A 13,141-nucleotide genomic window follows, 5' to 3' on the forward strand; every position below is an offset into this window, starting at 1 on the left:
GGCCTTATTTCACCTGTGCGACGACCAGCTTGCCGTCGGCGCGTTCGGCGACGAACTCGATATTGGCGCCTTCCTTGAGTTTGGCGAGGATCGCATCGTCCTTGACGCGGAACACCATCGTCATGGCCGGCATGTCGAGGTTCTTCAGTTCTTCATGGATGATGGTGACCTTCTTGGCCGTGGCATCGACCTTCTTTACCGTTCCCTTGGTGAATTCCTCTGCGAATGCGCTGAGGGGAGCGGTGAGCAGGAGTGCTGCTGCAACGGTGATTTTAACGATGGTCTTCATGGTCAGATTCCTTTGTTGCGGGGTTACTTTGCAGAAACTTTGAGATCGCCGCGCATGCCGGCCTCGTAATGCCCGGGTTTCAGGCAGGCGAATTCGAACATGCCGTCATTGGTGAATTTCCAGATGATTTCGCCGCTTTCGCCGGGCGCGAGGCTGATCGCGTTCGGATTGTCGTGCTCCATCTCCGGAGCCTTCTCCATGGCGGCCTTGTGCTCCAGATTGGCCTTCTGTTCGTCGAGAATGAATTCATGGTCCAGTTCGCCGACATTCTTCACGACAAAGCGAACCGTCTTGCCTTTCTTGAAGTCGAACTTGGCGGGGGTGAACAGCATCTTGCCGTCAGGCGTTTCTTTCATCGTCACCTGAATGGTCTGGGTCACCTTGGCCTTGTCGCCCGGTTCGCCGATCGCCATCGCCTCATGGCCGCCGCCGTGGGTGCCCGACGCAAGGGCGGGCGTGGCGAGAGCGGCAAGAAGCAGTGCAATTTTCAGTTTGGTCATTCCATATTTCCTTGATTTTGGTGGGGGTTCTTGTGGGGTTGGGGTCTGCGGGATCAGCCGTGTTTCATCGGTTTCGGCGTGATCTGCGTTTTGGGGTCATTGGTCTTGGTCGTATCCGGCAACTCGCCGGTCCATTCCCAAGCCTGGGTTCCGGGCGGGTTTTCGTACCAGCCGGGATCTGAGTAATCGCCCGCGGAGATGCCTTCGCGGACCTTCACCACGGAGAACATGCCGCCCATCTCGATGGGGCCGTGCGGACCCCAACCCGTCATCATGGGGACGGTATTCTCGGGGATTTCCATTTCCATCGCGCCCATATCGGCCATGCCGGCAGTACCCATCGGCATATATTCCGGCCGCACCTTGCGGATTTTCTCTGCGACGGTCTTCTTGTCGACGCCGATGAAGGTCGGGACGTCATGTCCCATCGCATTCATCGTATGGTGCGACTTGTGGCAATGGATCGCCCAGTCGCCGACATATTTGGCGTCGAATTCATAGGCCCGCATCGCACCCACGGGGATATCGATGCTCACCTCCGGCCAGCGCGCCTCGGGCCGCACCCAGCCACCGTCCGTGCAGGTCACTTCGAAATCGTAACCGTGCATGTGGATCGGATGGTTGGTCATGGTCAGGTTGCCGACGCGCACGCGCACCCGGTCGTCCTTGGAAACCACCAGCGGATCGATGCCCGGAAACACCCGGCTGTTCCATGACCACAGATTGAAGTCGGTCATGGTCATGATCTTCGGCACATAGGAGCCGGGATCGATGTCGAAGGCATTGATGAGGAACACGAAATCGCGGTCCACCGGCATGAAGGCCGGGTCCTTCGGATGGATTACGAAGAAGCCCATCATGCCCATCGCCATCTGCACCATCTCGTCCGAATGCGGGTGGTACATGAAGGTGCCGGATTTCACGAGATCGAACTCGTAGACGAAGGTTTTGCCAACCGGGATATGCGGCTGCGACAACCCGCCGACGCCGTCCATGCCGGACGGCAGGATCATGCCGTGCCAGTGGATCGTCGTATGTTCCGGCAGCATGTTGGTGACGAAAATACGCACCCGGTCGCCTTCGACGGCCTCAATGGTCGGGCCGGGCGACTGGCCGTTATAACCCCAGAGGCGGGCGGTCATGCCCTCCGCCATTTCGCGCTCCACCGGCTCGGCGACAAGGTGGAATTCCTTGACGCCGTTGTTCATCCGGAAGGGCAGGGTCCAGCCGTTGAGGGTGACGACGGGGTTGTAATCCGGGCCGGTGGTGGGCTTGACCGGGGCCTGGGTCGCAGCCGTTTCCATCACTGCCGCTTCCGGCAGGCTGGTGTTGGATGTTTTCGCCCAGGCCGCCGAGGAGACCATTGCGGCGCCGACACCCAGAAAGTTTCTTCTGTTAAACATGGTCGTTTCCTTTCTCAGTGTCCGCCACCGCCGCCGCCAGCGGCGGCAACCTCGGTCTCCGCGCCTGCCGCAGCACCCGTGCCGCCGCCGTAAATGGCGGGAGCGAGGCTGGCCTCGGCGAGCCAGAAGTCACGTTTCGCATTGATGGCGAGCAGGCTTGAGTTGACCTTTTCCCGGCTGTCGGCCAGAAGTTCGAAGGTGTTGGTGATCATGCCGTTATAGGTCAGCAGCGACTGCTCCTCGATTTTGGTGCGCAGCGGCACCACGCTGTTGCGGTAATGCCGGGCGATGTCATAGTTCGAGCGATAGGCCTGATAGGCGGAGCGGGCTTCCGAGCGGACATTGACCGCCTTTTCCGCCAGCAGGTTCGCCGCGCGCATATAGGCGAGTTCGGATTCCCGCATGCGTGCCTGACCGGAATCGAAGATCGGAATGACGAATTCCAGCTCGGCATTGCCGGTGGTCTGCTTGTGGATTTCGCCGTCTTCCAGCTCGCGTTCGGTCTCGAAGCCGGAACGGATTTCGAGATCGGTCACGTATCGGGTGGCTTCGGTGAGCTTGAACGACCGAGCGGTCGCCTCCAGATCGAGCTTTGCCATCTGCAGATCCACGCGGCGCTGCAGCGCTTCGGCCTCGATCATGTCCCGTTTGGTAAGCGCCTTCGGAAGCGGGGGCAGACGGTTGGGAATGGTGTATTCGATATCCGCTCCCCACAGCCCCATCAGCCGGGTCAGTTCCTCCTTGGCAAGACGGGCCTCAAGCCGCGCTCGGGCAATCTGGCCCGTCAACTCGGCGTAAAAGACCTGCTCGCGGGCCTGGCCCTCCTTGTTGAGCGAACCCGCCTCGCCAAGCTTCACGGCAAGTTCCGAGGCGGCATCCGCCGCGGTCTGTGCCTGCGCCAGCTGGCCGACATTTTCCCATGCGGCAACGGCCGTGATCCAGGCGCGACGGGTATCCGCCGCTAATTGCAACGTCTTCAGCGCGGCTGCGAGCTGCGCCTTGCGGAAGCCGGTATCGGCGATCTCGACATTTTTTTTGAGGGTAGCCAGCGCCAGAATATTGGTGACGACGACACCCTCTATCGCCTGATAGGCCCTGAGCCCCGGGGTGCCGATCCCCGTCAGCCCGATGCCGACCCGCGGATTGACCAGCATGGTCGATTGCCATGCGGTGGCGGCGGATTCGCCGAGATCGGCATAGGCTGCCTGAAGGCCCTTGTTGTTCAGGAGCGCAACCTGCACCGCCGTCTCGACATCAAGACTTTTGCCGGCGGCCATCAGCGATTTGACGCGGGCCTGCGTCGCCTGCGCCTCGGCCCGGTTCTGCACCCAGACCGCCTGCTTGCCTGTCGCCTCGGATGTCCTGGCCGAAACATTGGCGAAACCGGCGTCACGCGACGCATATTGGGCGGCCGTGACACAGCCGCCGAGAAGAAACGGCAGGCAAAGGGCGGTCGCGATTTTCGCTCCGAGTTTGAAGGTAAGTATCGTCATGATGCGTCTCCTTTCGGAGCCTGCGCATCGTTCTGGTTACGCCAGGGCTTCGGGTCCACCGGCGCGCGGTGCGTGTAACCTGCGACCGGGGTCTGATAGCGGATGGGGGCCGCGCCGAGCGAAGGGTTTGCCGCGTCGTCATAGGAGGCGGCGTCGTTCATCAGGGATGTGGCTGTGCAGCCGCCCAGAAGCAGGGGCGCCGCAACCACAATGTAAATTGGGTTCATGGGTATTTTCCGAACAGGAGATGCAACGGCGCGACGGCGCTAAAGCCACTCACGCACGGTCATTGCCCAAAGGCGGGCTTTGCCTGTTCAGATATTCGGGGGGCGGTGAAGGAGCGGGGTCTGGCCCAGCGCCTTGCTGTCGTCGAGGAAGGAACGGATGCTGTTGACGACAGGTCTGCCAATGGTGTCGTGGCCGATCAGAACCGCCATACCGAGACAGAAATCGCCGCAGCATTGCGGCTTGACGGGCTTTTTGACGCCGCCGTCCTGTTCGGCCATATCGTTGTGATCGTGACTGTCGGACATCATGGCCGAGCCGCCATGGTCCATCGTCGCGCCGTGATCCATCATGGCGGACTGATCGTGCTGCATTCCACCGGCTTCGGCAGGATGCATTGCGGCATTGACGGTGGAAACACTATAGCCAGCCAGTGATAGTATCATCACCAGTCTAAACAACAGGGCCAGCAATTTCGATGTTCGCAACATCTCACGCATGTTGCGTAGAAAAGCTGTAGTCCTGTGATTTGTCAATGGATATCCCTCATAACCATCGACGAAAGCCGTTATGTCGCATTCACGCGGAGCGAGGCCGGCACGCGCAACGGCAGGGCCTGCAGCCTGCCCGCACCTCACACGAAGTCGATGAAGGCTTCATCGAGAATAAGCAGCTTGCGGGCCTGCATGCGGGCATATTCCTCGTAAAAACCCTGCGAAATCCAGAGTGCGGAACGGCCGCGTCGTCCGCTCCAGCCGATGCCGCCGATCAGTTCGGCCGCCGCTAGCTTGCGGCCGATGTGGATACGCGACAGGGAGAGGGATGTCGCCAGTTGCGTCACGGTTTCCACATCGGTCAGGCGCCTGCCCTGTTCGGCCGGCCTTTCCCAGTCGATGCCGGCGATGAGGCGGTCCATCAGCAGTCCGCCCGCATCGAACCAGTTGAAGATGATGGAAAGCGGGCCGGGGCAGCGCACCTCCGGATGCGACAGAAACGCCTGCGATACGCGGGGGTGGATATGGGGAAGCATGGCCTCCGACCGTTTGATGAAACGTGATGCCCTGAAGCCCTCGTCGAGCAGATCCAGCGCCTGAAAATGCACGTCGTACCATTGGGCGAGCATCGCCAGCGCCGGGGCTGACGGCACGATCCCTTTGCCGGGTCCATTGCCAGGCCGATTGTCGGGCCCATCGCTGGACCGGTCTGCCGGGCGCGTCATTCCGCGTTTCAGCGCCTCCTTGAAGAAGGCATAAGCGACACTATGGCTGGCGAGGCCATGCTGGAGCGCCAGATGGCCGAAATCTTCCCGCGTCAGGGCGGCTTCTCCCCCTCCTGTTTCACGGGCGCTGCATTTCTGAAAATAGAGCGCCAGAAGCGCGTGACACAGAAGCCGGCTCTGGCGCGTCGCAAAAAGCGCGGTCATCTCGGGCGAGCCTTCGTAGAGGGCGATGAAACTTCCCGCCAGCAGACGCAGCGCCGCCGGGAAGGACTCTTTTTGCAGCATCGCCTCTATTTCGCCGGGCGCTGGCCTGCGGCAATCGGCTGTCGCGGCTGGCAACCGGGAGATCGCAAAGTCGAAAAAATTGGTCATGGGCCGCGCTCCGGGATGGGATGATCCAATCGGCCTTACAGGAGCTGAAATGGCGCGTCTTCTCATTGCGCGCAGAGGTGAAATTTTAAGCCGGCGGCATATCCGCAGCGCGGGCGTCGCCGGGCGTCATGCCATAGGTGCCGGCAAATACCCTGTAGAAAGTAGCGAGGCTGTCGAAGCCGCAGCCATAGGCGATCTGCGTGACCGGCAAGGCGGGGAATGCCAGCAGCAACCGTTTCGCCTCCCCGATCCGCATGGAGGAGAGCGTGCGGGAAAACGACAGTTCGGCACCCTCGAAAACCACGTGCAATTGTCGAAGCGAAATGCCCAGTTCCCTCGCGACGGCGGCAGGGGTGAGGTTCTGCCGGGATTTTTTCCGTATCATGATGTCCTGTGCCGCATAACAGAGCCCTGTCCTGAGCGCAGCGCGCACCTCCGGCATGGCGGGCGAAAGCCGCCCGCGCGCCGTCATGGCAAGCCGGGCGATATGGGTGACATCGCGGGCGGGATCGATGAGCCTGCCGGGGTCGGCGTTCAGCGCGTTGAAAAGGGCCCGGAAGGGCAGGGAGAAACTGTTGTTTTCCGCATAACGCGTCGCAAACAGGTCATCGGTGGCCTGACCGAGCATGACCTCGTAATCCACGGGGATTTTCAGCATCCTGTAGTGAAAATCCGCCTCGTTTCCCGGTATCGCATCATAGGGCAAGTCGGAATAGTTGATGGTGATATCGCCGCCGCCAACCGCGTGAACCTGATCTTTGCCGGCATGCAGAAAGCCGGAGCCCTTGACCTGTAGGCCGATGCAGAGGCTGTCGCCGGCAATGCGGGCAATATCGGCTTCGGTGCGGTTCACCCGGTAAGAGGAAGCGCGCATCTCGGTCACCACGGCGCCGGCGACGGCGCGCGCCTGAAACGAACCCTTGAAGCTGTGGCGAAGGTCCCGCGCAAGCTCGATCGTCACACCAAACAGGCTTTTGCCGCGCACTTCGCGCCATTGGTCGAAGCGGTGTTCGGGCAGAAAATCGTCGGTTGCGAAGCGGACTATGGTGTTCGTGGCTTGATCCTCCCCGACGATCCCGGCGGCCTATTTTTCCGTTGCGCGAAATCGAAGATGAACGAGCGGATAGGGTCGCCCCTGTCCGTCGAGGTCGGAGTGTCCCGTCTGTTCGAATCCCAGCCGGCGGTAAAAACCCATGGCCCCGGCGTTCTGTTCGTTGACGTCCGTGGTCAATGCGGGGTGGAGCGCAAGCGCCCGCTGGACCAGAACCTTGCCGATGCCCTGGCCGTGATGGTCCGGATCGATGAAAAGCGCCTCCATATGCCCTTCATGCAGAAACATGAAACCGAGAGGGCGATCAGAAACATCGACCGCCAGCGTGAGCGGCGCCTGCGGCAGAAAAGCTTCGACTTCCTGCCCGATCGCGACGCGATCCGCCGGCAGAAGGAACCCGTGGGTGGCGTCGACTGCTTTGCTCCATATGTCGAGGATGCGGGAAGCGTCGCGGCTCTCGGAGGGACGAAGTGTGATCATGCCTCACCCTTAGCAAGGGCGGACTTTTCACGCCATGGGCCGGCCCGATCTTTTCCGTGAGCACGTGCGTATTCAATGAATTTCAGCGTTTAAAGCCGGCGGTTCCGATCCCCGCATATGCCGCCATCTCTCCTGCCGACAAAATTTTCTCGAAAAAAGTGCTTGCAAAAAGCAGTTCGAAAAAAATAGATAAAAAGAACTTCTATCTATTTATTTTGAGGGAAAGATCGACAGATGGACCAGATCGTCACGCAAATCGACAGAAATCCAGCTCCGATTGCGGGTTTCAGCAACGGCTTGTCGCTCGAAGAAGCCAAAATTATCTATAATTTACCTTTTAACGATTTCCTGTTCCGCGCCCAGCAGGTGCATCGCTGTCATTTCGATCCCAATGCCATCCAGATGAGCCGGCTTTTATCCATCAAGACCGGCGGCTGCCCGGAGGATTGCGGTTATTGCAGCCAGTCCGCCCGCAACCCCACCGGCCTTAAGGCCTCCAAACTCATGGAAGTGGAGCGGGTGCTGGCTGAGGCGCGCAAGGCGAAGGAAGGCGGCGCGACGCGTTATTGCATGGGGGCTGCCTGGCGCAATCCCAAGGAGCGCGACATGGAGGCCGTTGTGGCCATGGTCGAGGGCGTGAAGGCGCTCGGCATGGAAACCTGCATGACGCTCGGCATGTTGACGCCGGAGCAATCCGAACGGCTGGCCGATGCCGGTCTCGACTACTACAACCACAACGTCGACACATCCGAGCGGTTCTATTCGCAGATCATCACCACCCGCACCTTCGAGGACCGGCTGGAAACGCTCGCCAATGTCCGCGATGCCGGCATCAAGGTCTGCGCCGGCGGCATTCTCGGCATGGGGGAAACGGTGGAAGACCGGATCTCGATGCTGGTAACGCTCGCCAACCTGCCGGTGCCGCCGGAAAGCGTGCCGATCAACATGCTGATCCCGATCCCCGGCTCGAAGCTGGCCAAGGCCGATCCCGTCGATCCGATCGATTTCGTCCGCACCATCGCGCTGGCGCGCATCCTCATGCCGCGTTCGCATGTGCGGCTTTCGGCCGGGCGCACGGAGATGAGCGATGAGACGCAGGCGCTCTGTTTCCTGGCCGGCGCCAACTCCATCTTCATCGGCGAGACGCTGCTGACGGCGGATAATCCGGGTGAGGACCACGACACGGCGCTTTTCCGTCGTCTTGGCCTGAAGCCGATGGAACTGCAGTCCACGGAATTGCAGTCTGGGGAGGCGGGAGGGTGCCGGTGAACCGCGCGGCGTTCTCCCCCTATGAGGCGAAGCTTGCCGGCCTGCAGCGCAAATCGCGGCTGCGCGCGCTCGCTCCTCAACAGGGGATCGATTTCACCTCCAATGACTATCTTGGCCTTGCCGATTCACCCCGGCTGAAGGCGGCATTTGCTGACGCCATCGGAAGGGGTGTGCCGGTGGGGGCCGGCGGCTCGCGGCTGCTGCGTGGCAACCACCGCGAACATGAGGCGCTGGAAGCGGAAGCGGCGGCGCTTTTCGGGGCGGAAAAAGCGATCTATTTCGGCAGCGGTTTTGCCGCCAATGTCGCGCTGTTCTCCACATTGCCACTGCGGGAAGACCTTGTCCTTTACGACGCCCTGATCCATGCCAGCGTCCATGACGGCATTGCAGCCGGCAAGGCGAAGGCGATCGCCGTGCCGCATAATCAGGTCGAGGCATTCGAACGGGAAATAATCCGCTGGCGGCAGGAGGGTGGCCGGGGCCGACCATGGATCGCCGTCGAAAGCCTTTATTCTATGGATGGCGACCGTGCCCCCCTTTCGGCCCTGGCTGATCTTGCCGGGCAACACGGAGGCTTCCTTGTCGTCGATGAAGCCCATGCCACCGGTGTTTTCGGCCCCGGTGGGCGCGGTCTTGCCGCGGAGCTGGAAGGCCGGGGCAATGTGGTGGCATTGCACACCTGCGGCAAGGCGCTCGGTCTTTCAGGCGCGCTTTTGAGCCTGCCGGCGGTGCTCGCCGACTACCTCGTCAACCGCGCCCGTGGTTTCATCTATTCGACTGCGCCTTCGCCGCTGATGGCGGCGGCGGTGCGGGAGGCCCTGCGCATCGTCGCCGATGAACCATGGCGACGCCTGCGGCTGGCGGAGCTGGTAAACTTTGCCGGGGAAGAGCTTCGCTCCCGGCTCGGCGTTGCGCCCAGCGGTTCGCAGATCCTGCCGGTGATGATCGGTGACAACGCCCGTTCGCTTCGTATCGCCGCGCATCTGCGGGAGGGCGGTTTCGATGTGCGCGCGATCCGCCCGCCGACGGTGCCGGAGGGCACGGCGCGCCTGCGCATCGCCATCACGCTCAATGTGGATGAGAGCCAGATCGCCGATATGATCGGGCTGCTTGCCCTTTCGCTGGCGGAGGAGCGAAGATGAGCCCTCGTTTTGTCATCTCCGGCACCGATACGGGCATCGGCAAGACGGTTTTTTCCGCAGCGCTGACCCATGCCCTGCAGGCTTGTTACTGGAAACCCGTGCAATCCGGGCTGGAGGAAGAAACAGACAGCGAGACGGTGGAACGGCTGGGTGGCGTGCCGCGCGCGCGCATCCTGCCGGAGGCCTATCGCCTGAAAATGCCGGCTTCGCCGCATCTATCGGCCCGCCTCGAGGATGTAACGATCGACCCCACGCTGCTGCTGCCGCCGCAAACGGATGGACCTCTGGTGATCGAGGGGGCGGGCGGGCTTCTGGTGCCGCTGACGGACACGGTGCTCTTCGCCGATATCTTCGCCCGCTGGCAAATTCCGCTTGTGCTGTGCGCAAGAACGTCTCTCGGCACCATCAACCACACGCTGCTCTCGCTCGAGGCGTTGCGGCATCGCGCCATTCCCGTGCAGGGCGTGGTCTTCATCGGAGACGAGAACCGGGAAAATGAGCGCGTCATCGCCAATATCGGCGCCGTTCGCCCGCTCGGCCGTTTGCCGCGCCTGCCGGAGATGACGGCTGCGGCGTTGCATCGGGCATTTGCCCGACACTTCAATCTCGCTGATTTTCTGGAGGCGCCGGCATGAGCCGTTCCCCTGTCTGGCATCCCTTCACCCAGCATGGGCTGGAACCGCCGATGAGACGCGTCGTATCGGCGGAAGGCGCATTTCTCGTCGATGAGGACGGCAATCGCCTGTTCGACGCCATTTCCTCCTGGTGGGTCATCACCCACGGGCACCGGCATCCCGCGATCATGGCAGCCATCCGCGCCGCGACAGAGGCCTTCGATCAGGTCATTTTCGCCGAGTTCTCCCATGAACCCGCCGAAACGCTGGCGCGCGGGCTGATCGAGCTTGCGCCCGCCGGGCTAAGCCATGTGTTTTATTCCGATAGCGGCTCGACGGCGGTTGAGGTGGCGCTGAAAATGGCGCTGGGATATTTCCACAATTGCGGAGAAAAGCGCGACCGTATCGTGGTGATGGAGCATGGCTATCACGGCGACACTATCGGCACCATGTCGACCGGAGAGCGCGGTGTCTTCAATGCCGCTTACGAACCGCTGCTCTTCGGCGTCGACCGGCTGGCTTTTCCGGAAGCGGGCAGCGAACAGCACACGCTGGACATGTTCGAAAACGTCTGCCGTTCAGGCCGTATCGCCGCCCTGTTGGTCGAGCCGCTGGTGCTCGGGGCGGGCGGCATGAGGACTTACCGCGCGGATGTTCTGGCCGGGATGAAACAGATCGCCGAACGCCATGGCTGCCTCGTCATTGCAGACGAGGTGATGACGGGCTGGGGCAGAACCGGAACCATGTTCGCCTGCGAACAGGCCGGTATTGCCCCGGATATTCTCTGCACCTCCAAGGGCCTGACCGGCGGCTCCTTGCCGCTGGCGGCAACGCTGTGCAGCGCGGAGATTTTCGACGCGCATTTTTCGACGGATCGTCGCAAGACCTTTTTCCATTCCAGTTCCTATACGGCCAATCCGATTGCCTGTGCTGCCGCTGTCGCCAATCTTCAGGTCTGGCGGGATGAGCCCGTGCTTCAACGCATCGGGCAATTGCAACGGGTGCTGCGCGACAATCTCCGGCGATTTGCGGAGGACCGGCGTTTCACCGGCATTCGGCAGGTGGGGACCATCGCGGCGCTCGATCTCGTGGTGCCCGCCGGCGGGTATCTCGCCGAGGTGGGGCCGCGCATGCGGCAATTGTTCCGCGAGCGCGGGTTCGTCATCCGCCCGCTCGGCAATGTGCTTTACCTGATGCCGCCCTATTGTTCGACGGCGGAAGATCTGGCCAGTGCCTTTGACGCCATCGATGAGGTGGCCGGGATCGTCACCGAAACCGCTTCACTAAAATCGCGCGCGCTCGGCATCGCGTGAAAACGGGGTGCGGCCATGTTCAGCCTGTTCCATAACCGTCTCCGAAAGTCCTGACAATGCAGACCCGTTCTTCCCGCATGGCCGGTTTTGGTCACGCCGTTCCGTCACGATGCGTCGACAGTGCCGAGATAGAGACCAGTCTCGGGCTGGAAGCCGGCTGGATCGAGCGGCGCACCGGCATCCGCACGCGCTATTGGGCGCAAGAGGGTGACACTCTGAGCGGCCTTGCGGCGAGAGCCGGCCGCATTGCGCTGGAAGATGCCGAAATCGGCTCCGACGAGATCGCGCTGACGCTGCTTGCGACTTCCACGCCGGATCACCTTCTGCCGCCCTCGGCGCCGCTGCTCGCCCACAGGCTGGGCCTTGCCAGATCCGGCGCGATCGATCTCGCCGGGGCCTGTTCCGGCTTTCTTTATGCGCTCACCCTTGCGGATGGCTTTGTCCGCACTCACGGCCGCGCCGTCCTCGTCGTTGCCGCCAATATATTGAGCCGTCGTATCAATCCGGCGGAAAGGGCAAGCGCGGTCCTGTTCGCCGATGCCGCCGGCGCCGTCGTACTCAAGCCTTCCGGCGAGGCGCAGCGCGGGCTTTTGTCGGCCGATCTCGTTGCGGATGGCGGCGGTTACGATCTGATCCAGATAGCGGCGGGAGGCAGCAGCCAGCCCTTCTCAGCCGATACATCCACTGAGGAGGCGCTGATGACGATGCGTGACGGCCGCGAAGTCTTTTCCCGTGCCGTGACGCTGATGACCGAGACCTCGCAAAGGGTGCTGCATCAAGCCGGAATGACGGCAGCCGATATCGACCGTTTCGTGCCCCATCAGGCCAATGCCCGCATGTTCGACGCCGTCTGCGGCAATCTCGGCATTGACAGGCAAAAGACGGTCCGCACCATAGAAAGCTTCGGCAATTCCTCCGCCGCAACCATTCCGCTTTCGCTCTCCGTCACCAATGCCGAAAGGCCTTTTGCGGAAGGCGAAACCCTGCTTTTGACGGCCGCCGGCGCCGGTATGACGGGTGGAGCGGTGGTTTATCGCGGGTGAACGATGCCGGGCACGGGACGTCGCGATGCCGTGCAATATTCAAAACTCAAGAAGCTGATTTCATTTGGAGAAATTTGGCTGGGGAACCTGGATTCGAACCAAGATCGACGGAGTCAGAGTCCGCTGTTCTACCATTGAACTATTCCCCAAAAGCTTTGAAGCGCGTGGCGCGTTCGCTTTGGTGGGTCGTCATATAGATGATTTATTCCGGGGCGCAAGTCGAAAAAATCGAAAAATGCGTTTTATTCCTGTTTTGCGTTTTGCTCCCCGGCTCAGAGCCGTGCCCGGGTGGAGCGCGGGGTGGAAAGCAAAAGGCTGGTCTCGCTGCCGGTGATGCCGGGCACCAGGCGGATGCGGCGCAGTACCGCGTCGAAATCGCTGAGCGTGGCGGCGTTGAGTTCCACGATCAGGTCCCAGCGGCCGTTGGTGCTGTGGATTTCCGATATTTCCGGAAAACCGCCAAGGGTGCGGATGACGCGGTCCGTCACATGGCCTTCAATCTCGATCATCATGATGCCGCGGATCGCGGCCTCCACCGCATCGGCGCGCAGGATGACGGTGTAACCGATGATGGTGCCGTCGTTCTCCATTCTTTCGATGCGTGAGCGCACCGTGGCGCGCGAGGTTTCCGTCTCGATTGCGAGATCGGAAATGCTGCGCCTGCCATTGTGTCGCAAAAGGGTGATGAGCCGTTCGTCGAGATTATCCATGATGACCAATTCGATAAA

Annotated in this window: 15 protein-coding genes and 1 tRNA gene; 5 read left to right on the plus strand and 11 right to left on the minus strand. The window is 61.5% G+C overall.

The window, feature by feature from the left end; genetic code table 11:
• Positions 1-4: 4 nt before the first annotated feature.
• The 9 genes from CFBP4996_RS21085 to CFBP4996_RS21125 all read right to left on the minus strand — a co-directional run bounded on the left by CFBP4996_RS21085 (position 5) and on the right by CFBP4996_RS21125 (position 7,032).
• Positions 5-289, minus strand: a complete 285-nt coding sequence (locus CFBP4996_RS21085) for a copper-binding protein (RefSeq protein WP_080853912.1) — start codon at positions 287-289, stop codon at positions 5-7.
• Between the two features lie 23 nt (positions 290-312).
• A complete protein-coding gene (locus CFBP4996_RS21090) occupies positions 313-789 on the minus strand; it encodes a cupredoxin domain-containing protein (RefSeq protein ID WP_080819833.1) in 477 nt (158 codons plus the stop codon).
• Positions 790-842: 53 nt separating this feature from the next.
• Positions 843-2,192, minus strand: coding sequence for a multicopper oxidase family protein (locus CFBP4996_RS21095; protein ID WP_080853911.1), 1,350 nt, complete (start codon positions 2,190-2,192; stop codon positions 843-845).
• Between the two features lie 14 nt (positions 2,193-2,206).
• Positions 2,207-3,685, minus strand: a complete 1,479-nt coding sequence (locus CFBP4996_RS21100) for a TolC family protein (RefSeq protein ID WP_080853910.1) — start codon at positions 3,683-3,685, stop codon at positions 2,207-2,209.
• Positions 3,682-3,912, minus strand: a complete 231-nt coding sequence (locus CFBP4996_RS21105; RefSeq protein WP_080853909.1) for a hypothetical protein — start codon at positions 3,910-3,912, stop codon at positions 3,682-3,684. The genes CFBP4996_RS21100 and CFBP4996_RS21105 overlap by 4 nt, the downstream gene beginning before the upstream one ends.
• An 87-nt stretch (positions 3,913-3,999) precedes the next feature.
• Positions 4,000-4,410, minus strand: coding sequence for a hypothetical protein (locus tag CFBP4996_RS21110; protein WP_080853908.1), 411 nt, complete (start codon positions 4,408-4,410; stop codon positions 4,000-4,002).
• A gap of 134 nt (positions 4,411-4,544) precedes the next feature.
• Positions 4,545-5,501, minus strand: coding sequence for a hypothetical protein (locus tag CFBP4996_RS21115; RefSeq protein ID WP_080853907.1), 957 nt, complete (start codon positions 5,499-5,501; stop codon positions 4,545-4,547).
• An 85-nt stretch (positions 5,502-5,586) separates the two neighbouring features.
• Positions 5,587-6,486, minus strand: a complete 900-nt coding sequence (locus tag CFBP4996_RS21120; RefSeq protein ID WP_162936050.1) for an AraC family transcriptional regulator — start codon at positions 6,484-6,486, stop codon at positions 5,587-5,589.
• A gap of 99 nt (positions 6,487-6,585) precedes the next feature.
• On the minus strand, positions 6,586-7,032 hold the full coding sequence (locus CFBP4996_RS21125; RefSeq protein ID WP_080853906.1) for an acetyltransferase: 447 nt from the start codon (positions 7,030-7,032) through the stop codon (positions 6,586-6,588).
• Positions 7,033-7,266: 234 nt separating this feature from the next.
• On the opposite strand from CFBP4996_RS21125, the gene bioB reads away from it, so the two are divergent.
• Genes bioB through CFBP4996_RS21150 form a run of 5 tightly spaced genes read left to right on the plus strand, consistent with a single transcriptional unit; the run spans position 7,267 to position 12,413 of the window.
• Positions 7,267-8,301 (plus strand): biotin synthase BioB, encoded by a 1,035-nt coding sequence (bioB, locus tag CFBP4996_RS21130; RefSeq protein ID WP_080853905.1) that lies wholly within the window; start codon positions 7,267-7,269, stop codon positions 8,299-8,301.
• Positions 8,298-9,443: an 8-amino-7-oxononanoate synthase gene (locus tag CFBP4996_RS21135; RefSeq protein ID WP_080854827.1), complete on the plus strand. Its 1,146-nt coding sequence runs from the start codon at positions 8,298-8,300 to the stop codon at positions 9,441-9,443. Before bioB ends, CFBP4996_RS21135 begins: the two co-directional genes overlap by 4 nt.
• Entirely contained in the window at positions 9,440-10,078 is a 639-nt protein-coding gene (gene bioD, locus CFBP4996_RS21140) for a dethiobiotin synthase (RefSeq protein ID WP_080853904.1), read from the plus strand. Before CFBP4996_RS21135 ends, bioD begins: the two co-directional genes overlap by 4 nt.
• Positions 10,075-11,370 carry an adenosylmethionine--8-amino-7-oxononanoate transaminase gene (locus CFBP4996_RS21145; RefSeq protein WP_080853903.1) on the plus strand — a complete coding sequence of 432 codons (1,296 nt, stop codon included), beginning with the start codon at positions 10,075-10,077 and terminating at the stop codon, positions 11,368-11,370. Before bioD ends, CFBP4996_RS21145 begins: the two co-directional genes overlap by 4 nt.
• Before the next feature lie 56 nt (positions 11,371-11,426).
• Positions 11,427-12,413: a 3-oxopimeloyl-[acyl-carrier-protein] synthase BioZ gene (locus tag CFBP4996_RS21150; protein ID WP_080853902.1), complete on the plus strand. Its 987-nt coding sequence runs from the start codon at positions 11,427-11,429 to the stop codon at positions 12,411-12,413.
• A 75-nt stretch (positions 12,414-12,488) separates the two neighbouring features.
• Here the strand turns inward: CFBP4996_RS21150 and CFBP4996_RS21155 are convergent.
• A tRNA-Gln gene (locus CFBP4996_RS21155) sits at positions 12,489-12,562 on the minus strand.
• 123 nt (positions 12,563-12,685) lie between these two features.
• Positions 12,686-13,123 (minus strand): Lrp/AsnC family transcriptional regulator, encoded by a 438-nt coding sequence (locus CFBP4996_RS21160; protein ID WP_003508428.1) that lies wholly within the window; start codon positions 13,121-13,123, stop codon positions 12,686-12,688.
• Positions 13,124-13,141 lie beyond the last annotated feature (18 nt).

The organism is Agrobacterium leguminum (genome assembly GCF_005144435.2).
Taxonomy (GTDB): Bacteria; Pseudomonadota; Alphaproteobacteria; order Rhizobiales; family Rhizobiaceae; genus Agrobacterium; species Agrobacterium leguminum.